The following is a 22,033-nucleotide window of genomic DNA, read 5'->3' as shown; positions in this document are numbered from 1 at the left end:
ACCCATGGCCGACAAAAACGTGCTGCGCATTGCCGAAGACATACGCGGACTCCGCATCCAGGGCGCGTCAAAGATCCTGAAAGCCGCAATAAGCGCGATATCCGGCTGGGCCGGAAGAAGCGATGCTAAAAGCATTGGGCAGTTCAGGAAGCAGCTCAAGGAAAACATTGTCGCTTTGGCCAAGGCAAGGCCCACAGAACCCGGCCTGAGGAATGCGCTGAAAATAATTCTCACGCACTCCGCAGGAGAAGAAGACGTTGAAAAGGCGAAACTGCTTGTTGCAGAGGAATGCGCGAAGGCAAAGGACCGGGCAGAAGATGCAAGGCGCGGGATTGCAAGAATCGGCGCGGAAATGATGGAAAAAGATTCTGTTGTCTTCACGCACTGCCATTCCAACACTATCGAGGCAATGCTGGAAAAGGCCTGGAGGGACAAGAAAATCAGCGAAGTCATCTGCACCGAGACACGGCCGCGCTATCAGGGCAGGATAACAGCGGAAAACCTCTCGCGCTTCGGCATTCCCGTAACAATGATTGTCGACTCGGCCTCAGCAACGTTCATCAAAAAGGCGGACTACTTTTTTTCCGGCGCGGACTCGGTTACGGCGGACGGAAGCGCGATAAACAAGATTGGAACGCGCGCAATCTCGCTTGCCGCAAAAAAAGCGGATGTTCCGCACTATGTTGTGACGTCATCCTACAAGTTTGACGCGGAAACCCTCACGCACGACACAGAAATAGAGGAAAGGGACCCGGATGAAGTGTGGGCTGAAAGGCCTAAAAGCCTGAAAATAGCTAATCCTGCCTTCGACGTGACCGAAGCCGAGCTTGTGGCGGGCATAATTTACGAAAACGGAATCCTTGCACCGCACCTTTTCGCGGTCCAAATGTTCAGGGAAATGGGCATGGAAAAAAGAAAAACGATTTCGCTGTTAAGCCTGCTCAAGAACAAAAAATGACTTTCAGGTTGGCTAAAGCGCTCTTTTTTGTTTTGCCTTGGCTTACAACGCCAAGTTCAGGACAATAAGCAACAAACCAGCCGGCATCTTTTTTTATAACAGCGGAAAAATTCATGAGCATGGGTTCGCCAAAAATATCTGACAAACGTACTCATACTTCAACTTTCAACAGCAATGACATTATCGCCTGCCTTATCGGAACGCCGTTTGCGGTCTGCTCGAAATAAACCGCGAACTGCGTCGAATCCACGTCCAAAGAAATTTCGCCGACGCGCGGCAGGGGATGCATGACTTTCAGGGAAGGCTTTGCCTTCGACAAAGCGTCCTTGCTTACGACGTAAAAGCCCTTGACCTTTTCAAACTCTTCCTTTGAAGGAAACCTTTCGCCCTGCACGCGCGTGACGTACAAAACATCCAGTTCCGGAAGGAAATCTTTCAGCTTTTCGCCTTCGGAAAACTTTTTGCCTGCGCCCACGACAAACTGCTTTTCCGCTTCAGGCATTTTCAGGGATTCGTGCGAAATCCAGTACTGCCTGCAGTCAAAGTGCGTGAGGGCGCGGGAAAGGCTGTGCACGGTTCTCCCGTATTTGAGGTCGCCGAGCATGCCTATGTTCAGGCCGTCGATTTTTCCGTGCGCCTTTTTAATCGTGTAAAGGTCCAAAAGCGTCTGCGTTGGATGCTGGTTCGGGCCGTCACCGCCGTTTATGACTGGAACGGTTGCAACTTTTGCCGCGCGGTCCGCCGAACCGGCTTCGGGATGGCGCATTGCAATGATGTCGCAGTAATTGCTTACAACGCGGATCGTGTCTTCGAGGGTTTCGCCTTTTTTCGTGCTTGAAACGCTCGCATCCGCAAAGCCCAAAACCTTTCCTCCGGAGCGGAGCATCGCGCTTTCAAACGACAGGCGCGTGCGCGTGGATGGCTCGAAAAAAAGCGTTCCCAAAATCTTGTCGGGCAGAATCCTCGCCTGTTCAGCGCGCGGCAGTTTTTCGATTTTTTCGGCCCGCTGCAGAATGGTTTCAATGTCCTTGCGCGACAGGTCTGCGATGGAAACAAGGTGCCTGTGGTTCAAATCCAACCCAAAATAGTGTGTGCGCGAGAGAATTTAAAAGTATCTGGAATGGAAAAGCAAATCGCATTCATTGATCGTTCAAGAATTTTACATACAGCACTCTTTGCCCTTCCCCAGTTTGAAAATATTCCCTTACAAATGTCCATCTGGCATGCTCATATGACCTGCGCGCCCCAAGGTTATCGCTTGCTGTGTGAGCCCAAAGGACATCAAAACCCTGTTCTCGCCCAATCCGTTCCGCCTCGACAAGCATTTGCGTGCCTATTCCGCGGCCGCGATGTTCTGACGGGATATCCCTGCGGATTTCCAGCGACTTCATGCCCTCGAACCTGCCACCACTAAGGGACACAAGCGTGTTGTCAACTCCGAACCCGTGCCGCAAATCCATTGAACCGTGGGAACCATAAGGAGTTGCCCTTGCAATATGGATTATATCCTCTTCAGCGGCGGATGCGCCAGGATTCCGAGGCAAACGCCTGAGATGCTCGCCGGCTGTGACCCGCTTCAGATAAATGCCGCCGCCCAAATGCTTGTCAGGGTGAAGAATAAATTCGGGCAAATGGCTGCGGCCGCCATGAATTTCAGGCATGACAGATAAAAGTTGTCGGAATTATTAAATACTTCATTGCCAATCCAGTTAGCCTTAAATACCTTTGTCGGCTTAAATTATTGCGGGTTGAATTGAACGCTTTTGCAACCTGTTCTGATTCTTTTTTTGAACTTTTTGGTGTTTCCTGCGTGGTGAGAAGCCATGCTTGAAACCGAGCTTTGCAGAGTCAAACTCCGAAACCCGACGGTTTTGGCGTCCGGCATTCTCGACGTCAGCGCGGACCTGATGAAAAGATGCGTCGAGAACGGATGCGCGACCGTTACGACAAAATCCATTGGCGGAGAGGAGAGGACCGGCTGGGCGAATCCAACGGTCATAGAGCTTGAATCCGGCCTGCTGAATGCCATCGGCCTTTCCTGCCCCGGCTACAAGAGCATGGAGCACGAATGGGAAAAGCTGGGCAAAATTGACGCGCCGGTCATTGCAAGCGTTTTCGGGGCAAGCGTGGAAGAGTTTGTCGAAGTTTCGCGGTTTTTGGCTGGAAAAAAGCCTGACTTTCTTGAACTGAACATTTCGTGCCCGAACACGAAAGAGCATGGAATGATTTTCGGCGTCAAATGCGAATCCGCGGCGGAAGTCGTTTCAGCGGTCAAAAACGTTTCCGGAAAGATTCCGGTTTTTGCAAAAGTGACTCCGCAGGCGCACAATGTCGCGGAAATCGCAAAGGCGTGCGAGGACGCGGGCGCGGACGGCATAACTGCAATAAACACTGCGCTCGGAATGGCAATCGACATCGACGCGCGCAAACCGGTTCTTTACAACAAGGTCGGCGGGATTTCAGGCCCGGCTCTCAAGCCGATTGCAATCAGGTGCATTTACCAGATTTACGAGAAAGTGGACATTCCGATCATCGCGTCCGGCGGAATTTCAAACGGCAGGGATGCGATCGAGGCAATGATGGCCGGGGCAAGCGCGACAAGCATCGGCTCGGCAATCTATTACAGGGGAATCGGCGTTTTCCGGAAGGTCTGCGATGAAATGCAGGCGTGGATGAATGAAAACGAAGTGAAAAGCGTGAAAGAACTGGTCGGGGCTGGCCACAAATGAAAAAACGTGAAAAAAAACCGCAAATAAAAAAATCAGCCGGCGAAAGCACCGAAAAAATCACGGGCAGCAGCTGCATTTCTCGGCCGAAAATGGCAAGGCTCGTGAAAATAAAAAAAGAGTGCCCGGAAATCACGACATACTTTTTCGATTATCCTTGCGGCGTTAAACCCGGCCAGTTTGTCATGCTCTGGCTGCCGGGCCTCGACGAAAAACCTTTTGCAGTCGCCTACGCCGGCGGAAAGCAAATCGGGTTGGGCGTTTTGCGCAAAGGGCAGTTCACGGTTGAGCTTGAAAAATTGAAAGCCGGGCAGAAGCTTGGCCTGCGCGGCCCATATGGCAACGGTTTCAGCACGGATGGGGTGAAGAGCGCTGCAATCATCGGCGGCGGAAGCGGAATGGCTGCAATGCCCTTGCTTGCAAAGGAATTGAAGGAAAAGGGCGCAAAGGTTTTTTTCGTGCAGGGCGCGCGCAGCAGGGAAAGGATTTGGATGCAGGGCCTGGCCGAAAAATACAGTTCGAAGGCATTCGTGGCGACGGAAGACGGAAGCCTTGGACATAAGGGCTACGCAACAGATGTGCTCGAACTGATTCTTTCAAAGGAAAAAATCGGCACGGTTTTCGCATGCGGGCCGGAAGCCATGCTTGTCAGGGTTTTCGAAATCTGTGAAAAACGGAAAGTGAACTGCCAGCTTTCGCTTGAACGCTATTTCAAATGCGGCGGAATGGGCTTGTGCGGGCAATGCGCGTTCGGGCCATACCTGTTGTGCGTTGACGGGCCGGTGCTGACCGGAGACCAGATAAGGAAGGTGCAGGATTTCGGGAAAACGGCGCGCATAAAATCAGGAAGGCTTGTTTCCCTGCACGAATTCCACGGGTGGAGAGCAAATGCAAAATGACCTTGTCCTCGCAAACGGAAAGGTTTTTTTCAAAGGCCACCTGGTCGAAGCTAATGTCGGGATTGCGGGCGGAAAAATTTCGGATATAAGCAAGCTCAAAATCGAAGGCAAACAACAGGATTGCCATGGCAGGATTATTTTGCCGGGCCTGATTGACGTGCACGTGCATGTGCGCGAGCCGGGGCAGGAATACAAGGAAGACTGGCTGACAGCCTCAAAGGCTGCGCTTGCAGGCGGCGTGACAAGCTTTTTTGACATGCCGAACAACAAGCGGAGCATTGTCACTGCCGAACTGCTTGAGGAAAAAAGGCAGATTGCGCAAAAGAAAAGCCTCGCCAACTTCGGCCTCTATCTTGGAGCAAGCAATGAACACATTCAGGAAATTTCCCTCGCCAAAAACATCTGCGGGGTAAAAGACTATTTGGGTTCGACTACGGGCAGCCTGCTTGTCGACAAAACCGACGACGTGAAAAAGGTTTTTTTCGCGGCAAGGCAGAAGGGCACGGTTGTCGCGGTGCACGCCGAAGACGAAGCAACCATAATGAAAAATGCCGAAAAATTCAAAGGCAAAAACAATCCCGAAATCCATTCAAAAATACGGCCGAAAAAAGCGGCAATCATTGCAGTGGAAAACGCGCTCAAAATACGGGCCGGCATTGGAAACCGGCTGCATGTCGCGCACGCCTCGGTTCCGGAAGAAATCGCGCTTGTTGAAAAGGCAAAATCACGCGGGCAAATGGTTTCATGCGAAGTTGCCCCGCACCACCTTTTCCTGACGGAGCAGGCTTTGAAAGTGAAGGGCAATTTTGCGAAAATGAACCCTCCATTGCGAAGCAAAAAAGACGTTGCGGGATTGTGGAAGGCACTGCTTGAAGGAAAGGTCGACTGCATTGCAACCGACCACGCGCCCCACACTGCCGGGGAAAAAGAGCAGGATTACTGGAGCGCGCCGTCAGGAGTTCCGGGACTGCAGACGACGCTTCCATTGATGCTCACTGAAGTGAATGCAAACAAAATTCCGCTTGAAAGAGTTGTAAGGCTCTGCTGTGAAAATCCCGCGGTATTGTTCAGGGCGAAAGGAAAGGGCTTCTTACTCGAAGGCTTCGACGCCGATTTCGCAATCATCGATTTAAAAAAAGAATTTACAATAAAGGATGGCGGCCAATACAGCAAATGCGGCTGGACGCCGTTCGACGGCAGGAAAGCCAAAGGCAGGGCGGAAATGACTGTCGTGAACGGGCAGATTGTTTTTGACGGCGAAGGCTTCGGCGAAAAAATCAAAGGAAAAGAAATCGTTTTCGGAACAACGGGGGAATGAAAAAATGGATTCTAGGGAAAGACTGTGCCTTGACTTGTTCAACATCGGCGCGATAAAATTCGGGGACTTTACGCTCAAATCCGGGCTGAAAAGCCCGGTTTACATCGATTTGCGCGTTCTCGTGTCATACCCGCAGATACTCCACAAGGTTGCGGCTGAACTGAGAAAAATCACGCTCGGCTGCGAATTCGACCGCATTGCAGGCATTCCTTATGCGGCAATCTCGATTGCAACCGCGGTTTCTTTGGAGAATGACATTCCGATGATTTACCCGCGCAAGGAACAGAAAGGCTACGGCACTAAAAGGACGATTGAAGGAAATTATGCTGAAGGCGACCGAATTCTCGTCTACGACGATTTAATTACGACCGGCGAAAGCAAGTTCGAAGCGATTGCGCCGCTCGAAGAAGCGGGCCTGAAAGTCAAATACATTGTCGTGCTCGTTGACAGGGAACAGGGCGGAAAACAGCAGATTGAAAGCAAAGGCTATGTCCTGAAAGCGGTTTTCACGATAACCGAAATCCTGCAGGTCCTGCTTGAAAAGGAAAAAATCTCAAAAGAACAGTTCGACAGCGTGAAAAGCTATCTCAAAAACCCAGAGGAATGGCAGGGGAAAAAAGGCTAAGGGGAACCGAACAGCATGAGAAAACCGCCAAGCGAAGGGACAAAAGGGCACAGAATCCACCGGGCGCTACTGCAACACGCCGGAACGCACACCGACCGGCAAATAGCAGAAATGTTAAAACCGGAAAATACGCGCGGATCACAAGTAAAGCCGTCGGACGTAAGTTTTACAAGGCATGCGTACGGGTTCAGTCAGCCGGAAAACGCTCCGCAGGTTCCGGGGAAAAATATGGGGCGAAGATTTTCAAGGCTTGGAACCAAAGCCGCGGCCATGCGCAATCTTATCCTGGAAAACCCCGGCATTTCCGATAAAGAGATAACTGAAACGCTCCGGCTACACGGAATGCGCATTCTGCCAATGGAAATCTACAATATCCGAAGAGAGATGGCTGCATTGAGAGCGGAAGGCATAATAAAATAAAAAAAATAATCAGATAACTTGTGAAAAAAAGTCAGACAAAAAGGATGATGTGGAATGGGCATTGTAAAACAGGACAAATCGATAATCCCCGCGCTTGACATCGAAGGCATTGCGCGCATGAACGAAATCGTTTCCGCGACATCGGGCGTGAAAGGCGTGGGCGCATACAAAGTGGGGTTCGAGCTTGCAATCCCGTACGGCCTTAAAAAAATCGTGCAGGAAATCCGGCAGTTGTCGGACAAGCCGGTCATTTACGACCACCAGAAAGCCGCGACGGACATTCCTGAAACGGGAAAAAAGTTCGCGCAGGCGTGCAGGCAAAGCGGAGTTGACGCGGTGATTTTGTTTCCGCAGGCGGGGCCGGAAACCGAGGCGGCCTGGATTAAGGCGGTGCAGGAAGAGGGCTTGGGCCTGATTGTCGGCGGGGAAATGACGCACCAGGCATATCTGAAAAAAGACGGCGGGTTCCTGGCGGATGAGGCGCCGAAACGCATGTACGAGATTGCCTGCGACTTGGGCGTGAAAGACTTTGTCGTGCCCGGCAACAAGCCGGAAAAAATCATTGAATACAAAAAGCTGTTTGAGTCAAAAGGCGTTGACGCAACGCTTTACTCGCCCGGCCTTGTCGCGCAAGGCGGAAAAATCACTGATTCCGGAAAGGCAGCCGGAAAGAAATGGCACGCGATTGTAGGCAGGGCAATCTACCAGGCCGAAGACGTGAAGAAAGCCGCGGAAGAACTGGCGAAAGAACTTCGCTGAAAAAAGCCTATTCCTGCGGATGCGCGCGCCTGTATTCCTCAATGATTCTCGGCAGCCTTCTCGGCATCAAATGCAATGGAACCATCGCGACAAAGTCTGCGAGAACCTGCCGGGGAATGCCTTTTGCCTGCGCTTCGGCGATTGCCGCAACCGCCTTTTCAATGGTTGGGCGGAGCTTTTCCGCAGTTGCAAGCTGTTCCGGAAAAAATTGCCTGCGGAACAAGTCATAGGATTCTTCCGATGACACGTAATGGTAGTCTGTGCGAAGCATTCTTTGCGCAAAACTGTTCATTTTTTTGGGCGTGGACGGAATGCCGAAACAGTTGTTCACGTAAGTGTCAAAGGTTGCCGGCCCGAACCGGAACGGGCCGCTTTCAACGGTTCTTGCCACAAGTTCGTCCCTCATGAACTGTTCAAGAGAGCGCAGGAGCTTGGAATCCGCGCCTCGGAACAGCAGGTGCTTTTCATGCGCGGCTGACAGGGGTCCGACCACGCCGGACTGCCTGTTGAAAGAATGCCTTGTTTCGTGTCTTGAAACGTTCCTTCCACCGGCAAAAACCACGTTGACTAATCCATCCATTGCAGAAGTCGCGGCACGGGGCGCGCTGTAGCCGCGAACCCATGGCTCCCAATCGCCAAGATAATCCCGGAAATCAAAGCTACTGCAGTCAAGGATGAAGTTGACAGAATAAGGCGAAAACCTCACCTGCAAGGCCTGTTCGGGAATGTTTGCGGGAAAAGGCTTGCCGAAAGCCATGCTGAAAAGGCTTTTCGGTTCCACGCCGGCAACCGCATGCAGCCTGCGCCTTGCATCCGCGGCTGACCGCGCATTCAATTCGACGCGCCGCAAATCTTCCTCCGACAAATGCGGGTTATGCCGCCGGACTACTTCCAGCATTTCACGCGCACCGACGCCCCTGCTTGGCGTGGACTCGGCAAAGCGCCGCCTCAGCTCATGCAGGGCGTCGGCGACCGACACAAAGTGCGCATACGACGGCTTGGCAGGCCGTGATTGTCCAGACCGTGGCATCCTGAGAATAGAACGCCTGGCAATTAAAAAAATCTTTCGGTAAAAAAAGCCAATCGGTTTCCGCAATAAAACTTTAAATACACGAAAGGCGTTTTTGTTTCAGCTGATCGAAAATGGTTGAATCCCAGCCCCAGACGGGCTTTGTCCAGCAGTTGAAGGCGAGAAACTTCGACATCACCGCGCAAAAGCTCATAGCCGTGCTGAACGGGATTGATGCGAATGAGCTGGGCGTTTTTCCGCTTGACAGGGTTGAAATCAAGAACCCGAAAAACGGGAAACGCATTACCGCGCTGGTGGACACGACGGACAGCATGGTCAAGGAAGACGAAATCGGGATGTTCAGGGACGTCTGGGAAAAAATCGGGGCAAGGCAGGGCCAGGCACTTGAAGTGAAAGCCGTGCCAAGGCCGGAAAGCGTGAAAGCCATAAAGAAAAAACTGGACGGGGAAAAGCTATCCGCGCAGGAAATAAGGCAGATTGTGAAAGACGTCGGCGAAAACAAGATTGATGACATAGAATTGTCGGCATTCGTATCCGCAGTATACATAAACGGCTATTCTTTGGAGGAAACCGCGGCCATGACAAAGGCGCTCACGGAAGACGGCGTGCAATTGAAGATAAGGAAAAAGCCCATCATCGACAAGCACAGCATCGGCGGAGTCAACGGCAGGGCGACAATGATAATCGTGCCCATAATGGCGGCCGCCGGCCTGTTCATGCCGAAAACTTCGAGCAGGAGCATCACGAGCGCCGCGGGCACGGCCGATTCAATGGAAGTGCTGGCAAACGTTTCCCTCAGCATAAAGCAGATTACAGGCATTACGGAAAAAACGGGCGGCGTGATTGTCTGGGGCGGAGCCCTGGACCTGGCGCCGGTCGACGACAAAATCATCAAAGTCGAGCATCCCCTGTCATTGGACCCGGAGGGACAGGTCATTGCAAGCGTCATGGCGAAAAAGGCGAGCGTCGGCGCCAAATTTGTGGTCATAGACCTTCCCGTCGGCCCGGACGTCAAAATCAGCAGCATGGACAAGGCGAAGGACATGGCGCAGAAATTCATTGAAGTTGGAAAGCGCCTTGGCATAAAAGTCGAAGTGCTCCTGACCGACGGCACGACGCCAAGCGGCCCGGCTTTCGGCCCCGCGCTCGAAGCCAAACACGCGCTCATGATTTTGGAAGGAAAAGTTTTCGACAACTTGGCGCAGAAAAGCTGCGAGCTTGCAGGCGCATTGTTCGAGCTGGTCGGCAGGAAAAAAAAGGGCGAAGGATACGATTACGCAAAACAAATCCTCTTGTCCGGAAAGGCGCTCAAAAAAATGAGGGAAATCATAAAGGCGCAGGGCGAAAAGGCTTCGGAGTCAGCGAAAGTCCCGAAGGCAAAATTCTCAAAAAAATTCTTTTCAAGCCAGTCAGGCGTGATAAGCAAAATCAACGTGCGCAAATGCATCAGCGTTGCACGCACGGCAGGCTGCCCCGCGGACAGGCTTTCCGGCCTCGTCCTCAAAGTCGAAGAGGGCGCAAAAATCAGGAAAGGCGACGAGCTGTTTGAAATTTTCGCGGAAAACAAGAGAAAGCTCGATTTGGCGTCAAAGCTCGCGGAATCGGACGGCATGACCGAAATGCAGCGCATCATAATCCAGAAAATAGATTAGCCGGTTTCGTCCGGGCGCGTTTTCGACCGCGCATACCGAAACCAAGGCGTTCTGCTTTTTGCAGAACGCCGAGTAAGCAGTTGCATAATATGTGGTGTTGCGCGATGACATGCCACATCAAAAAAAGCTATTCCGCAAGCGCATTGAAGATTTCTACAAAATCTTCGCATTCCAGCAGGTTCACTTTTTCTTCCGGCAGGCCTGACGACTTTGCCTTTTCCGCAAAAGCCTTTTCATCCAGGCCGAAGCCCTTCGCAAGGAACGGGCCGGAAAACCTCAGGGCATTCACCACATTCTTGTTCGGGAACCTGAAAACCGCCCTCAAAAATTCCGTGAACAGCGCCTCATCCTTCGCCAAGCCGAACCTTTTCTCCGGTTCAAGGACGATTGTCGAGGAAACCGCCTTGGGGTTCGGAAAAAAGGAATTCGAATAAACGTCGCCCGCGAGTTTCGCCGAGCAATGGTATGACGTCAGGACGCTTAGGGCGTTGTACTCCCTGAAACCGGGCTCTGCCAAAAGCTTTTCGCAGAATTCCCTCTGGAACACGAGCACAGCGCGGTCGAAGCCGTGTGCAAAAATCCGGAACATTATCGCAGCGGAAATGGTGTAAGGCGGCAGCGATACGACCTTGTTGTAATCCAAATCATTCAGTTCAAGGAAATTCGCGTGGAACAATTCAAGGTTTTCCTTGGGCAGTTCGTTTTCAAGAAGCCCGAACAGGTCGTCGTCAAGCTCGACTCCGAGGACATGGCATTGCTTCAGCAGTTCGCGCGTAAGAAAACCCGTGCCGCAGCCAATCTCCAGGACCCTGTCATCCGGTTTCAGGCGGGCGTGCCTGACAAGCGATTGCACAACTGCTTCGTCGATGATGAAATGCTGGGCCATCTTCTTGCTCGGCCTGAACCGGTATTTCACCATGAGCGCGTTCAGTTCCTCAGACAACGGCAATCCGACCACCGCCGATTTCGTCCGGCGGCGATTTCGTCCGCCGGGTCCGAAACCAAGGCGTATCACTGCGTGATACGCCGAGTAAATTGCTAAGCATAAATACCGTTGCCGCGGCAACAGCACTCAGGGCGCACAAGGGAATCAGCCCCTGCCGCCGAACCTTCTCTGCTCCGGGTCGGCTGGCGGCCTCGCAAACAGGTAATGCTTGCCGCCCTCGCCCTGGATTTCCTGCATTATGCGCCGCACCAAAAGCTTCACGGGATCAGGCATCAGATGGATGCGCTGCGCTATTTCCGCGAACGACTCGAACTTTTTCTTCTCCCTTTCCGACAGCACTTCCTGCATGTGCTTCTTGCCAAGGCCCGGCAAAAGCTCAAGCTGGTGCATCCTCAATGAAAGGGAAGCGGAATCATTGAAAAAGAACAGGAACTTGGCGCTGTTTTCCAGAACAACTTTCTCGATGGCTTTCGGCAGTTCAATCTGCGCAGTGGAAGTGAGCTCGGAAAACGAGATCCTGCGCTTTATGATGCCGATCTTGGGCCGTTCATCCTTGCCCACGTAAACGGTTTCGCCGATTTTCAGGCCGGCCTTGGGCACGGCCTCAAGGATAGTGAAGAATTCCGTGCCGAGGATCTGGCAAAGCGGTTCCGCCCTGTAGCCCGTGGACTTGCCTCTTGGCAAATAATCCAAAACAATAGAATAGTCCTCGTTCGGCATTGTTCCACCCGCCCATCAATCCAAAAACCCTACTTTGCGTATTTTGCGACAATTTCCAAAACCTTGCCGGAGTTTGCTGCATCGAAACTCAGGCCTTTCGGCACAAGCAATTCAAGAACTTCCTTCGAGCCGGGCATGATGTCGCAGATCTTTATTGCGAACTCATCGTCAACTGACGGCACTTCCTTCAGTTCAGCCAGAAGCTTTTCGGCCTTTGCCGGCGAAAGCTTTGCGAATTTCTTCGCATACTTCAATGTTACGTCCTGCTCGTAAGTCAGGTCCTTCTCGCCTTTTCTCGCTTCAAGCAGTTCCCTTACCTGCAGCAGGGACAACGGCTTCATCTCAATAATCTTTTCACCAAGCATCATCTCACCTTCGAGGAAATAACCTTCAAATGCGCGGGCGTCGTAACGACCGATTTGCGGTTGTTCCCCTTGTTGACAGCGATAACGTAAGCCCTTCCCTTCCTGCCTGAAACCGTGCCCGACAGGCCATGATACCTGTGATGGGGCATTCCCTCATGCCGCGAAGAGTCGATTATTATCTGCACGTTGCCGCCGACGGGAAGCTCAGCCAAAAGCTTGTTGACTGACGTCTTACCGGACTTGTTCTTCAGCTTGTCGCGCGTCTTGGCGCGCTGGCCCTTTGCCTTCTTGTTAACCACATTACCACCAGAAAAACCATGTATGGATAGAGAAAACTACCCGAATAAGCAAATAGAGCCGTAAAAAGATTTAAAAAGCAAAGCGGGCAAGAGTTTCAGCAGGGGAGGCAAAAAAAATGTTTCACGTCGGAACGGTTGTAAAGGTTCTCGGAAAAAACGACAAAAGCGTGATTGCGGCAGACTACAGCACGCAGGCGCTGCTGGAAATGTGGGACGAAAACATCATAACCCTGACCGTCGACGAAAAGCTTGTTTCGGAAATCAAGGAAAAAGACATCGTCCTTGTTGACTATTCGCCTTCCATTCTCGGCTCCAATGCCGTGCCGAAGCACACGATAACAAAGATACTGCGCGGCAAAACCGGCGAGGAAACCCTCAAGGCATACGAAAGATTCCACCGCGAACGCAAAAAGCAGGCAGTGCCGCAGCCGGCCATAGAAGACAATCCGTTCGCCCACTGAACCAGTCAGCTATTTGCTTGGCCAAATTATAATCCGCAATGCCGTGAAAGGCCCCGCGCTTAAATACCTTTTTAAACCCTTTTAAAGCTTTAAATGTTCAAGCCTTTTTAAAGGGGGTCTGGGACGGATGAAATATCAGATTGTGAACTTGGTTGCTTCGGCAACGCTTAACGCGACGCTTGACTTGTACAACTTGGCGGTAACGGTTCCGAACATCGAATACGAGCCGGAACAATTCCCGGGCGCGATACTGAAATTGAAGGAGCCCAAGGTTTCAATGCTCCTGTTCAAGAACGGAAAAATAATCTGTTCAGGCGCAAGCAACGAGGAGCAGATTGAACTTGGGATAAAAAAAGCGTCAAAGCTCATCCACGACATCCAGCCCTCCGTAAAAGTGCAGAGAAAAGTCGAATACCAGGTCGTGAACCTGGTTGCGACGGCAAACCTCGACAAGACCCTTGACTTGTTCAGCATTGCAATGAACCTCGACAACGTCGAATACGAGCCGGAACAATTCCCGGGCGCGATACTGCGCATAGCCGAGCCGAAAATAACTTTGCTCCTGTTCAAGAACGGAAAAATGATCTGCGCTGGCGCGAAAAAGGAAAGCCTGCTGAGAAAAGGCCTGAAAGTCGCGGAAGAAATGATTCTCGGCAGAAAGGCAAAGGGGAAAAAGAAAAAGTAGCCGCAAAAAGCAAACGCCCGGACAAAAAAAAAGCAAGGCCTGCAAAATGCAAAAAAAATGCTGCAGGGGTTTGGGCCGGCGGAGCCTGCCGAATGGCGAAAGTAGTTTTTTAAACCTTTCAATATCCAATTGATTGTGATTAGCGGCCATACCGCAGGGGAAACACCCGGACTCGTTTCGAACCCGGAAGTTAAGACCTGCAGGGAAAAGGTTGGCGCTGGGCTTCTGCTTGGAGCCGCCTGAACGCTGCTAATCATTTTTTTCTCCAGCCAGCCATTAGGCTGGAAAAACAAAAATCAAATTTACGAATCGCTGCCTTGCGCTTTTTTTGATTTCAAAAACAGGCACGTTTACAAATTATCCGTTTTATTCCGGGTCGGCCGGCAGGTTGCCGCCGTGCGCGTCTATATAGCGTTGCAGGTCACGTTCGTACTGTGCGCCTTTAACCAGGGAATCGATTTTGGCTGCGCTGCCTTCAGTTCGCTTTATGGTGTCGGCAAGGCGTTTTTGCTCGGGGCCGCTTAGAAATGAATGGACCTTGACTGCCGCGGGCGTTCCCGCGGTTGCGTGTTCCGCCGCCCAGAAAAAGTCAAGCGGGCGCAGGCTGTGCTTTGCACAGAATTGCAGGACTTTGGCCGCATCCTCCGGCATGATTCCCGTGCCGTAAGCAAAATGGCAGATGTCAATCAAATTCTCGCGGAACGGCTTGCTTGCCTTGGTGCCCTTGAAGGCTTTTTCAAGGCTTGCCGCATACTCGCTTTTCTGCGCCTTATCCATGGCAGATCCGGCAGGATAAGATATTGTCGGGCGGACCGGTTCAGCAGAAGTTGAAGGTGCCTCAAACGTTTGGCTAAATCGCGGTGCACGCCCGCGGGGCTGTTCAGGCTGTTGCCGCGGGGCCGGCCTGCGGGACCGTGCAGATTGTTGCCCCGGCGCAACCTGGCCAGTTTGGGCCTGCGGAGCAACCGGCTGTCTCGGGCCGGCGGTTTTTGTGCCAAACCAGCCAAAGCCAAGCGCCCCCACGCCGAGCGCAACCCAGTTTCTGGCTTTTCTGTGCCAAGGCTGCTTGGACCGTCGTGGCGGTTCTCTTGCCATGCACAAGATTACGTTTAACCGGTAAAAAAGCTTTTCCATGCACAAAAATCGGAACCGCAAGCGGGTGCTGGCGAAACATCATTTTAATTCATGAAAGGCTTACTCGGCGTATTGCGATTAGCATGCCCCGGAATCCCAAGATTCCGGGCACATGGCAAAATCGCGATTTTGCCATGATACGCCTTAGTTTCGCACCCGCCGGGCGGTGACGGCGTGGCATAAGTTATTTAATTCTTTTAATCGAAATTGTGTCTGATTGCATGCTTGACAAGGTTGCCGGAAGGCTGAAGGCAGTTGACTGGAAGAAATGGTTTCTTGTCCTGCTATTGTTCCTGCTCGCGTTCGGCGTCAGGGCGCACCTGATGAAATACGATTTGTTCTGGGGCTTCGACCCGTACTTTCACGCGCGCATGGGCGAATACGTGCTGACGCACAACCTGCAGGTGCCGGCAACTGATTTGGGCGCGTATTTCCAGTTCTGGCCGAAAGGCTTTGTCCTTCCCCCGCAGGGAAAAATCCTGTGGCTGGCCTGGGGCGTAATCTACAAGGTTTTCACGCTCAACGCGCCGTACGACAAGGAAACCTGGATTTTTTTCGTCAAGCTGTTGCCCGCATTGGCGGGCGCGATAACCGCAGCGGCATTCTTCTTTTTGGGCAAGGAGTTTTTCGAGGAAAAGGGAGAGGCGTACGGCTATGCTGCCGGCATCACAATGGCGTTGGTTGCGGCAACCGTTCCCGCGTTCGTTTACAGGACGATGGCGGGCGCTTTGGAGGATGATGCTTTCGGTTTCATGTGGATGGCCATTGCAATGGTTTTTTTGGCGCGTTCGCTGAAGCACTTTGAATTCAACAGGCAGACAATAATCGACTCGGTTCTGGCCGGGCTGTTTTTCGGCCTGTTCGCATTGACGTGGGACATGTTCCTGCTCGTTCCCATAATTATGGCAGGATATTTTTTCTTTGCAAGCCTCAAGATTTTCGCAATCGGGAAGATTGACGGGCTCGCAAGGTTCATCAAGAATTTCGCGATTTCAATGGGGGTTTTCGGCGCAATTGCGACGTTTGCTGACCCGGACTGGATTCAGCGCGCATACTTCCAGGTTGTCGGCGTCATACCGGACCCGTTCGACTTTTTTGTCCTCGCATTGTTCGGCGCAATCACGATCGGCTTCATTTTCATGATTGCGAACGCCATAGTCAAAAAACAGCATGTCGACGAAAAGACCGCAAAGCTGATAAAGCTTGGTTCCAGCGCCCTGCTTGTCGTCGTATTGCTGATTTTTTCGCTTGTCTTCCTGACAGTGCAGGATTTCCGCGGCACCGGCATAATCGACCAGACCGTGGGCGAGGAAAACGTGGGCAAGCCCTTTTTCGGAGAAAAGTTCAATGCAATGATTTTGTTTGCGGCCATTCCGTTGGGCAACAACCTTTTCCTGCCCGGGCTTGCGCTCCTGCTTATTCCATTGCGGTTTTACAGGAAACGCGAGGGCCATTTGTCGATAATCCTGTTTTTCTGGATACTCATAACAATGTTCATGGCGGTCTACAAGCTCAAGTACACTTTTTCGTTCGGCCTGCCGATCGCCCTTTCGGCGGGCATCGTGACAGTCGAACTGATGCATTACGTGAAGGGCTGGTCGCCGAACGGCAAAAAAGCCGTGCTTGTGCCGGTTGCTCTGCTGCTGCTTGCGTCAGTCGCAGTGTCCGGCATTTTCGTGCAGGACAAGATTCCCAACATTGAAACCGATATCGGATGGACGGAAGCGTTGTACTGGCTGAGGGACAGCACTCCTGCGAATTCGAAGATTTTCAACTGGTGGGACAACGGCCACTGGATTTCGTTCATAGGCGAAAGGGTTCCGCTAATCGACGGCAGGAACGCGGACCTTGACGCTTCATCGGCTTTCGCAAGGTTCACCATAACGCCGGACCTTGACGAGGCAAACGGCATAATTGCCAAATACAAGCCGGATTACATCCTGTTGGACGACCAGATGTTCCTGAAGGGCCCGTCTTTCGCGATTTACGCTTTCGGGACAACCAATTACGACGACGAGAGGATAATCCCTTACAGGATCGGCAACAACGTTTCATACGGCTGCCAGGCCCAGCAGACGCAGAACGAGACAAGGTTCCAGTGCGGTCCGGCCAACAATCTCGGCGAAGGGCAGATGAATGGCATTCCAACCGGCTGGATTGAAAGCCCGAACACTGCACAGCAGGTGCCGGCCGAGGCCGGAAGGAATGCGACAATCCCGTCGTTCGCATACAAGGACGGCGACAATTCAAGGCTGTACATTCTCGCGCCCCAGATGAACAAGTCAATGCTTGCAAGGCTCTGGTTCCATGAAAGCGAGGCGATGAAGCACTTCGAGGAAGTTTATTACAGGGACGGCATCAAGATTTTCAGGCCGCTGAAACAGGCAAGCTGATTCGCAAATTGGTTTTTTTATGATGAGCCAGGCTTCCATTGCATTGACTTTTCTCGCCGGCTTCGCCGCAACTGCAACCATAACCCCGTTTCTCATAAAACGGCTTTCCAGCCGCGGTTTCACTGGAAAAGACCTCAACAAGATCGGAAAGCCCGAAGTGCCGGAAATGGGGGGCATTGCCGTCATTGCCGGTTTTTTCATTGCGGTCATGGCCGCGCTGTCGGTTTCAACATACGTGGCGCCGGCAAATCTCGACCTTACGGCATTGTTCGCGGGCATCACCACAATAATGCTTGTCGGCTTGATCGGAATAGTCGACGACCTTGTCGGATGGAAAAAGGGCATAGAGCAATGGCAGCATGCACTGCTCCCGATCATTGCGGCGTTGCCGTTGATGGCGGTCAACATCCACAATCCGCCAATAAACCTGCCGGTAATCGGATTGTTCCCAAGCGAAATTATTCTGCCGGTTTTCGGCGCGGTTTCATTCGGCCTGTTTTATTCGCTTGTGCTCGTGCCGATCGGCGTGACGGGCGCAAGCAATGCCACAAACATGCTTGCCGGCCTGAACGGCCTTGAAGCCGGCCTCGGCGTGCTCATCATATTGCCGCTCGGAATGATAGCGTTTTTCACGGGCAGGCTTGAGGCCGCAATAATCGCGTTCGCATTGCTCGGCGCGCTCCTGGCATTCCTGCGGTTCAACTGGCATCCGGCGAGGATTTTCGGCGGCGATTCCCTGACCTTGGCGGTCGGAGCTTCAATTGCCGCTGTTTCAATCATCGGCGACATGGAAAAAGTCGGCATACTGCTCATGGCATTGTATTTCATGGAATTGGCCATAAAGGCAAGGCACAGATTCCGGTCCGAGTGCTTCGGCATGCCGCAGAAGGACGGCACTCTCAGGGCCGATCCGAACGGCGGCTCGATAACCCAGTTTGTGATGCGCCGCGGCAGGTTTTCAGAAAAACAGGTCGTAACCATAATCCTTGCAATGCAGGCGATTGTGAGCCTTGCCGTAACGTTGATTGTTTCACAGAAACTCTTGTAGGCGTTGAAATGAAAATCTGCTGCGCCAGTTCGTCCGGCGGACACCTGACCGAGCTCCTGCGCCTTGAAAAGGCGTTTCAGGGCAAAAGCCATTATTTTGTGGTCGACAGGCGGCAGGGCATTTCGCAGCTGCCTGCAGGCGAAAAGGCGTTTTTCGTCGAATGCCCGCGCAGGAATGCAGTGAAACTGCTCAAAAATTTTTTCCAGTCACTCAAAATTTTTTTTCGCGAGAAGCCCGATGTCGTGATAAGCACGGGCGCCGACACGGCCGTTCCGACGTGCCTGATCGCAAAACTGTTCGGAAAAAAAATCGTTTTCATCGAAAGCTATTGCAGGATAAGGGAGCCGAGCCTTTCCGGAAAAATAATGTACCCGCTTGCAGACCTTTTCCTGGTGCAGTGGGCAGAAAACAAAAAATTTTTCCCGAAAGCCGAGTTCTGCGGGAGCGTGTTCTAAGGCATGCCCGAAACCAGGGTTTTTGCAAGCGTGGGAACGCATCCGCAGCAGTTCGACAGGCTGCTGAAGGAGCTTGACGTCCTTGCAAAAAATGACAAAAGCCTGCGCATTTTCGCGCAGACGGGCAACTCTGGTTTCACCCCTTCTTTTCCGCACGAAAAATTTTTGTCAGGAAAGGAATACGAAAAAAAATTCCGCGGCGCAGGCATAATAGTCAGCCATGGCGGCGCTGGCACGATCATCAGCGCGCTCCAGATGGAAAAAAAGCTCATAATAGTGCCGCGGCTCAAAAAATTCGGCGAGCACACCAACGACCACCAGCTTGACCTGGCAAAGGCGCTTGAAAAAGACGGAAAGGCCGTTGCAGTGGAGGACATTTCTGGCCTGGCCGGCGCAATTGAAACGGCCGGGCATTTCAAGCCGGATTTTTCAAGTTCAAGGGAAAAACTAATAAGAAGGATTAGCGCTTTTCTTGAAAGCGCGGAAAAGTGAAATGAAATGAAAAAAGAAAGGCTCAGCATAATCATTCCTGCGTACAACGAGGAAGCCACTATCGGGCGCATAGTTGAAAAGGTCAGGAAAGTCAATCTCGCGGGCCTCGGCGCGGAAAAGGAAATAATCGTGGTCGACGACGGCAGCAGGGACAGGACAGCCGAAATAGCCAAAAAAATTCCCGGCATAAAATTCTATTCCAACAAAAAAAACCTCGGAAAAGGCGGGGCGGTGCAGGCCGGCATCAAAAACGCGACCGGCGGCATCATACTGATCCAGGACGCCGACCTCGAATATTTTCCCGAAGAAATACCGTTGCTGCTGAAACCGATTCTTGACGGCAAAGCAAGCGTTGTTTACGGCTCGAGGTTTTTGGGCACAATGCGCGGCAAGCAGCTGCTTTCACACACTTTTGGCAACAAGTTTTTGTCGCTCATGACGACCGTGCTTTTCCTGCACGGCATGACGGACATGGAAACCGCGTACAAGATGTTCAGGAAAGAGGCGCTTGACGGCGTGCGGCTGAGGGAAAGAAGGTTCGAATTCGAGCCGGAAATAACCGCCAAAATCCTGAAGCGCGGCAACAAAATCCTGGAAGTGCCCATAACATTCGAGGCGCGCACGTTCGAGGAAGGCAAGAAAATAACGGTGTGGGACGGCATAAAGTCCGGGATCGCGCTGTTCAGATACCGGTTCTTTGACTGATTTGAAAAAAAAAGTGAAAGCATGGGCAAAAAGGTTTCAATAATCGTCCTCAACTGGAATGGCCGGGCCTACCTGAAAGGCTGCATAGAATCCATAAAACAGAATACCGATTATGCGCAGTACGAAGTCATTGTCGTCGACAACGGAAGCAGCGACGGCAGCGCCGAAGAGATAAAAAAAATGCAGAAATCCGGTTTGGTGCACAAGGCACTCTTCAACAATGAAAACAAAGGCTTTGCCTTCGCAAACAACCAGGGCTTTGCGGCTGCGTCAGGCGGATATTTTTTCATGCTCAACAACGACACGACAGTCACAAAAGGCTGGCTATCGAATGCCGTGAAGGCGATCGAAAAGGATGAACTGATTGCCGCGGTTGGAAGCAGGCTAATCGACCTTCCGGACTGGGGGAACGCAAAATTTGCGGAGAAGGACAGGGACGTGCTGACAACCTGCGGGGCCGCGATGCTGATGCGGAAAAGCGTTATTGACAAAATCGGCGCGCTTGACGCAGAGGAATTTTCGCCGATTTACGGCGAGGAAACAGACTGGTGCTACCGTGCAAGAAACGCCGGCTACAGGATTGTCGAAACCGATTCCAGCAGGATAAAGCATCTCGGAAGCAGGGACACGAAAAGGCAGACGGGAAGGGAATGGCAGTATGTGCTTTTGAACACGCACCGCCTGAAGGCAATGCTTTTCAACCTTTCAGCGCTGGAATTCCTGAGGCATGCGCCGGGGCTCTGCCTGATTTTCCTGCGGAGCATTCCGGAAGGCAGATTGCACTTGCTGCTGAAAAGCTACTGGAACAACTTCAAAATCATGGGCAGGATAATGCAAAAACGCATGGAACGCAGAACTGTCGCAAAAAAAATCTGGGGAGAAATGAAATGAAATCTGTCATCACGGGCGGCGCAGGCTTCATAGGCGCAAACCTCGCGAAAAGGCTGGCTGAAAAAGGCGAAAGCGTTGTTGTCTTGGACAACCTTTCAAGGAAAGGCTCAGGCGAAAACGCCAAATGGATTAAACAGGAAAAAAACGTGCGCATCCAAAAATGCGACGTTTCAAAGGACCAGAAGATTTTGGACATGGAAATCGCAAAAGCCGACAGGATATTCCATTTGGCTGGCCAGGTTGCGGTCACCACATCAGTGCAGGACCCGCGACAGGACTTCAACGACAACGCTTTGGGGACGTTCAACGTGCTTGAGGCAATGCGCACTGCAAAATCCACTGCCCCGCTGATTTTTTCTTCGACAAACAAGGTTTACGGCGGAATGGAAACTATAAGGGTTGTTGAAGGCAAAACCAGGTATTCGTATGCGGATCTGCCCAACGGCATACCTGAAAGCGCCCTGCTTGACTTCCACTCGCCTTACGGCTGCAGCAAAGGCTCGGCTGACCAGTATGTGAGGGATTACGCGCGCATTTACGGTTTGAACACTGTCGTGCTGAGGCAGAGCTGCATTTACGGCGAAAGGCAGTTCGGAGTGGAGGACCAGGGCTGGGTCGCATGGTTTGCGATTGCCGCGGAACTCGGAAAAAAAATAACGGTTTACGGCAACGGAAAGCAGGTGCGCGACGTATTGTACGTGCAGGATCTGCTGGACGCATTCGAGGCCGCGGCAGCAAAAACCGACAAGACCAGGGGAAAAATTTTCAATGTCGGCGGCGGGCCGAAAAACACGCTGTCATTGCTTGAACTCTTGGATTATCTCGAAGAACTGTTTGGCAAAAAAATCGATTACTCTTTTTCCGGCTGGCGCCCGGGCGACCAGCCATGCTACGTTTCGGACATTCGCAGGGCCGAGCAGGAATTCGGCTGGAAACCGAAAACAAGCGCGAAAGAAGGCGTGGCAAGGCTTGTTGAATGGGTGAAAGCCAACAAAGGGCTTTTTGCATAGCAAAAAACTATAAAAAGTTCAAACGCATAACCTATTTCCATG

26 protein-coding genes and 1 rRNA gene are annotated in these 22,033 nt (G+C 52.0%); 18 read left to right on the top strand and 9 right to left on the bottom strand.

From position 1 onward, the window contains the following. Positions 1-4: 4 nt before the first annotated feature. Positions 5-958, top strand: coding sequence for an S-methyl-5-thioribose-1-phosphate isomerase (locus HY394_02130; GenBank protein MBI4052814.1), 954 nt, complete (start codon positions 5-7; stop codon positions 956-958). Here HY394_02130 and HY394_02125 read toward each other — a convergent pair. From HY394_02125 to HY394_02115, 3 genes are all read right to left on the bottom strand, one after another. Then, entirely contained in the window at positions 942-1,079 is a 138-nt protein-coding gene (locus HY394_02125) for a type II toxin-antitoxin system HicB family antitoxin (protein ID MBI4052813.1), read from the bottom strand. The two genes, HY394_02130 and HY394_02125, sit on opposite strands and share 17 nt — an antisense overlap. Before the next feature lie 30 nt (positions 1,080-1,109). Beyond that, the gene (gene pyrB, locus HY394_02120) at positions 1,110-2,036 is read right to left on the bottom strand and encodes an aspartate carbamoyltransferase (protein MBI4052812.1); all 927 of its coding nucleotides are present in this window, start codon (positions 2,034-2,036) and stop codon (positions 1,110-1,112) included. Positions 2,037-2,097: 61 nt separating this feature from the next. Continuing rightward, a complete protein-coding gene (locus HY394_02115; GenBank protein ID MBI4052811.1) occupies positions 2,098-2,619 on the bottom strand; it encodes a GNAT family N-acetyltransferase in 522 nt (173 codons plus the stop codon). A 162-nt stretch (positions 2,620-2,781) separates the two neighbouring features. Here HY394_02115 and HY394_02110 point away from each other — a divergent pair, with 162 nt between their 5' ends. The 6 genes from HY394_02110 (at position 2,782) to HY394_02085 (ending at position 7,705) form a co-directional block, all read left to right on the top strand. After that, a complete protein-coding gene (locus HY394_02110) occupies positions 2,782-3,687 on the top strand; it encodes a dihydroorotate dehydrogenase (GenBank protein ID MBI4052810.1) in 906 nt (301 codons plus the stop codon). Next, positions 3,684-4,583 (top strand): dihydroorotate dehydrogenase electron transfer subunit, encoded by a 900-nt coding sequence (locus HY394_02105; GenBank protein ID MBI4052809.1) that lies wholly within the window; start codon positions 3,684-3,686, stop codon positions 4,581-4,583. Before HY394_02110 ends, HY394_02105 begins: the two co-directional genes overlap by 4 nt. After that, positions 4,573-5,901, top strand: coding sequence for a dihydroorotase (gene pyrC / locus HY394_02100; protein MBI4052808.1), 1,329 nt, complete (start codon positions 4,573-4,575; stop codon positions 5,899-5,901). Before HY394_02105 ends, pyrC begins: the two co-directional genes overlap by 11 nt. A 4-nt stretch (positions 5,902-5,905) precedes the next feature. Next, entirely contained in the window at positions 5,906-6,526 is a 621-nt protein-coding gene (locus tag HY394_02095; GenBank protein ID MBI4052807.1) for an orotate phosphoribosyltransferase, read from the top strand. Between the two features lie 228 nt (positions 6,527-6,754). Beyond that, positions 6,755-6,946 carry a hypothetical protein gene (locus tag HY394_02090; GenBank protein MBI4052806.1) on the top strand — a complete coding sequence of 64 codons (192 nt, stop codon included), beginning with the start codon at positions 6,755-6,757 and terminating at the stop codon, positions 6,944-6,946. A gap of 54 nt (positions 6,947-7,000) precedes the next feature. Further along, entirely contained in the window at positions 7,001-7,705 is a 705-nt protein-coding gene (locus HY394_02085) for an orotidine 5'-phosphate decarboxylase (GenBank protein MBI4052805.1), read from the top strand. Between the two features lie 7 nt (positions 7,706-7,712). Here the strand turns inward: HY394_02085 and HY394_02080 are convergent, their stop codons facing one another. Continuing rightward, positions 7,713-8,735 (bottom strand): hypothetical protein, encoded by a 1,023-nt coding sequence (locus HY394_02080; GenBank protein MBI4052804.1) that lies wholly within the window; start codon positions 8,733-8,735, stop codon positions 7,713-7,715. A 113-nt stretch (positions 8,736-8,848) separates the two neighbouring features. On the opposite strand from HY394_02080, the gene HY394_02075 reads away from it, so the two are divergent. Continuing rightward, the gene (locus HY394_02075; GenBank protein ID MBI4052803.1) at positions 8,849-10,387 is read left to right on the top strand and encodes an AMP phosphorylase; all 1,539 of its coding nucleotides are present in this window, start codon (positions 8,849-8,851) and stop codon (positions 10,385-10,387) included. A gap of 127 nt (positions 10,388-10,514) precedes the next feature. Here the strand turns inward: HY394_02075 and rsmA are convergent, their stop codons facing one another. The 4 genes from rsmA to HY394_02055 form a co-directional block, all read right to left on the bottom strand. Beyond that, on the bottom strand, positions 10,515-11,336 hold the full coding sequence (gene rsmA / locus HY394_02070) for a ribosomal RNA small subunit methyltransferase A (GenBank protein MBI4052802.1): 822 nt from the start codon (positions 11,334-11,336) through the stop codon (positions 10,515-10,517). A 141-nt stretch (positions 11,337-11,477) separates the two neighbouring features. Further along, positions 11,478-12,053, bottom strand: coding sequence for a DUF655 domain-containing protein (locus HY394_02065; GenBank protein ID MBI4052801.1), 576 nt, complete (start codon positions 12,051-12,053; stop codon positions 11,478-11,480). A gap of 29 nt (positions 12,054-12,082) precedes the next feature. After that, complete coding sequence (locus HY394_02060; protein MBI4052800.1) at positions 12,083-12,418, bottom strand: DNA-directed RNA polymerase subunit F; 336 nt, start codon at positions 12,416-12,418, stop codon at positions 12,083-12,085. After that, positions 12,418-12,717 carry a 50S ribosomal protein L21e gene (locus HY394_02055; protein ID MBI4052799.1) on the bottom strand — a complete coding sequence of 100 codons (300 nt, stop codon included), beginning with the start codon at positions 12,715-12,717 and terminating at the stop codon, positions 12,418-12,420. Before HY394_02055 ends, HY394_02060 begins: the two co-directional genes overlap by 1 nt. A gap of 116 nt (positions 12,718-12,833) precedes the next feature. Between HY394_02055 and HY394_02050 the strand changes: the two genes are divergently transcribed. The 3 genes from HY394_02050 to rrf all read left to right on the top strand — a co-directional run bounded on the left by HY394_02050 (position 12,834) and on the right by rrf (position 14,118). Further along, positions 12,834-13,178 carry a hypothetical protein gene (locus HY394_02050; GenBank protein MBI4052798.1) on the top strand — a complete coding sequence of 115 codons (345 nt, stop codon included), beginning with the start codon at positions 12,834-12,836 and terminating at the stop codon, positions 13,176-13,178. A 127-nt stretch (positions 13,179-13,305) separates the two neighbouring features. Beyond that, complete coding sequence (locus HY394_02045; protein ID MBI4052797.1) at positions 13,306-13,863, top strand: TATA-box-binding protein; 558 nt, start codon at positions 13,306-13,308, stop codon at positions 13,861-13,863. A 138-nt stretch (positions 13,864-14,001) separates the two neighbouring features. Next, positions 14,002-14,118: ribosomal RNA gene (rrf, locus tag HY394_02040) — 5S ribosomal RNA — on the top strand. Positions 14,119-14,229: 111 nt separating this feature from the next. Here the strand turns inward: rrf and HY394_02035 are convergent. Beyond that, the gene (locus HY394_02035; protein MBI4052796.1) at positions 14,230-14,640 is read right to left on the bottom strand and encodes a hypothetical protein; all 411 of its coding nucleotides are present in this window, start codon (positions 14,638-14,640) and stop codon (positions 14,230-14,232) included. A gap of 578 nt (positions 14,641-15,218) precedes the next feature. Here HY394_02035 and HY394_02030 point away from each other — a divergent pair. From HY394_02030 to HY394_02000, 7 genes are read left to right on the top strand one after another with little or no spacing between them, the layout of a single operon-like run. After that, the gene (locus HY394_02030; protein MBI4052795.1) at positions 15,219-17,390 is read left to right on the top strand and encodes a hypothetical protein; all 2,172 of its coding nucleotides are present in this window, start codon (positions 15,219-15,221) and stop codon (positions 17,388-17,390) included. A 19-nt stretch (positions 17,391-17,409) separates the two neighbouring features. Then, positions 17,410-18,438: a hypothetical protein gene (locus tag HY394_02025; protein ID MBI4052794.1), complete on the top strand. Its 1,029-nt coding sequence runs from the start codon at positions 17,410-17,412 to the stop codon at positions 18,436-18,438. Between the two features lie 8 nt (positions 18,439-18,446). Next, positions 18,447-18,893, top strand: a complete 447-nt coding sequence (locus HY394_02020) for a hypothetical protein (protein MBI4052793.1) — start codon at positions 18,447-18,449, stop codon at positions 18,891-18,893. A gap of 3 nt (positions 18,894-18,896) precedes the next feature. Further along, the gene (locus tag HY394_02015) at positions 18,897-19,385 is read left to right on the top strand and encodes a hypothetical protein (GenBank protein MBI4052792.1); all 489 of its coding nucleotides are present in this window, start codon (positions 18,897-18,899) and stop codon (positions 19,383-19,385) included. 6 nt (positions 19,386-19,391) lie between these two features. Next, complete coding sequence (locus HY394_02010) at positions 19,392-20,090, top strand: glycosyltransferase family 2 protein (protein ID MBI4052791.1); 699 nt, start codon at positions 19,392-19,394, stop codon at positions 20,088-20,090. A gap of 21 nt (positions 20,091-20,111) precedes the next feature. Beyond that, positions 20,112-20,981 (top strand): glycosyltransferase family 2 protein, encoded by an 870-nt coding sequence (locus HY394_02005; GenBank protein MBI4052790.1) that lies wholly within the window; start codon positions 20,112-20,114, stop codon positions 20,979-20,981. Beyond that, the gene (locus tag HY394_02000) at positions 20,978-21,991 is read left to right on the top strand and encodes an SDR family NAD(P)-dependent oxidoreductase (GenBank protein ID MBI4052789.1); all 1,014 of its coding nucleotides are present in this window, start codon (positions 20,978-20,980) and stop codon (positions 21,989-21,991) included. The genes HY394_02005 and HY394_02000 overlap by 4 nt, the downstream gene beginning before the upstream one ends. The last annotated feature ends 42 nt before the right edge of the window (positions 21,992-22,033 follow it).

The sequence above is a fragment of the Candidatus Diapherotrites archaeon genome (genome assembly GCA_016205145.1).
Lineage (GTDB): Archaea > Iainarchaeota > Iainarchaeia > Iainarchaeales > JACQJH01 > JACQJH01.
Note: the sequence above shows the minus strand (reverse complement) of the source record. Positions and strands in the feature narration are given on the sequence as shown.

What these genes read in the sequence shown, in the direction of transcription:
- HY394_02130 (MBI4052814.1), top strand. Translation starts at nt 5, where the DNA reads ATGGCCGACAAAAACGTGCTGCGCATTGCCGAAGACATACGCGGACTC.
- HY394_02125 (MBI4052813.1), bottom strand. Translation starts at nt 1,079, where the DNA reads ATGCTCATGAATTTTTCCGCTGTTATAAAAAAAGATGCCGGCTGGTTT.
- HY394_02115 (MBI4052811.1), bottom strand. Translation starts at nt 2,619, where the DNA reads ATGCCTGAAATTCATGGCGGCCGCAGCCATTTGCCCGAATTTATTCTT.
- HY394_02110 (MBI4052810.1), top strand. Translation starts at nt 2,782, where the DNA reads ATGCTTGAAACCGAGCTTTGCAGAGTCAAACTCCGAAACCCGACGGTT.
- HY394_02105 (MBI4052809.1), top strand. Translation starts at nt 3,684, where the DNA reads ATGAAAAAACGTGAAAAAAAACCGCAAATAAAAAAATCAGCCGGCGAA.
- pyrC (MBI4052808.1), top strand. Translation starts at nt 4,573, where the DNA reads ATGCAAAATGACCTTGTCCTCGCAAACGGAAAGGTTTTTTTCAAAGGC.
- HY394_02095 (MBI4052807.1), top strand. Translation starts at nt 5,906, where the DNA reads ATGGATTCTAGGGAAAGACTGTGCCTTGACTTGTTCAACATCGGCGCG.
- HY394_02090 (MBI4052806.1), top strand. Translation starts at nt 6,755, where the DNA reads ATGGGGCGAAGATTTTCAAGGCTTGGAACCAAAGCCGCGGCCATGCGC.
- HY394_02085 (MBI4052805.1), top strand. Translation starts at nt 7,001, where the DNA reads ATGGGCATTGTAAAACAGGACAAATCGATAATCCCCGCGCTTGACATC.
- HY394_02080 (MBI4052804.1), bottom strand. Translation starts at nt 8,735, where the DNA reads ATGCCACGGTCTGGACAATCACGGCCTGCCAAGCCGTCGTATGCGCAC.
- HY394_02075 (MBI4052803.1), top strand. Translation starts at nt 8,849, where the DNA reads ATGGTTGAATCCCAGCCCCAGACGGGCTTTGTCCAGCAGTTGAAGGCG.
- HY394_02065 (MBI4052801.1), bottom strand. Translation starts at nt 12,053, where the DNA reads ATGCCGAACGAGGACTATTCTATTGTTTTGGATTATTTGCCAAGAGGC.
- HY394_02060 (MBI4052800.1), bottom strand. Translation starts at nt 12,418, where the DNA reads ATGCTTGGTGAAAAGATTATTGAGATGAAGCCGTTGTCCCTGCTGCAG.
- HY394_02050 (MBI4052798.1), top strand. Translation starts at nt 12,834, where the DNA reads ATGTTTCACGTCGGAACGGTTGTAAAGGTTCTCGGAAAAAACGACAAA.
- HY394_02045 (MBI4052797.1), top strand. Translation starts at nt 13,306, where the DNA reads ATGAAATATCAGATTGTGAACTTGGTTGCTTCGGCAACGCTTAACGCG.
- HY394_02035 (MBI4052796.1), bottom strand. Translation starts at nt 14,640, where the DNA reads ATGGATAAGGCGCAGAAAAGCGAGTATGCGGCAAGCCTTGAAAAAGCC.
- HY394_02030 (MBI4052795.1), top strand. Translation starts at nt 15,219, where the DNA reads ATGCTTGACAAGGTTGCCGGAAGGCTGAAGGCAGTTGACTGGAAGAAA.
- HY394_02025 (MBI4052794.1), top strand. Translation starts at nt 17,410, where the DNA reads ATGATGAGCCAGGCTTCCATTGCATTGACTTTTCTCGCCGGCTTCGCC.
- HY394_02020 (MBI4052793.1), top strand. Translation starts at nt 18,447, where the DNA reads ATGAAAATCTGCTGCGCCAGTTCGTCCGGCGGACACCTGACCGAGCTC.
- HY394_02015 (MBI4052792.1), top strand. Translation starts at nt 18,897, where the DNA reads ATGCCCGAAACCAGGGTTTTTGCAAGCGTGGGAACGCATCCGCAGCAG.
- HY394_02010 (MBI4052791.1), top strand. Translation starts at nt 19,392, where the DNA reads ATGAAAAAAGAAAGGCTCAGCATAATCATTCCTGCGTACAACGAGGAA.
- HY394_02005 (MBI4052790.1), top strand. Translation starts at nt 20,112, where the DNA reads ATGGGCAAAAAGGTTTCAATAATCGTCCTCAACTGGAATGGCCGGGCC.
- HY394_02000 (MBI4052789.1), top strand. Translation starts at nt 20,978, where the DNA reads ATGAAATCTGTCATCACGGGCGGCGCAGGCTTCATAGGCGCAAACCTC.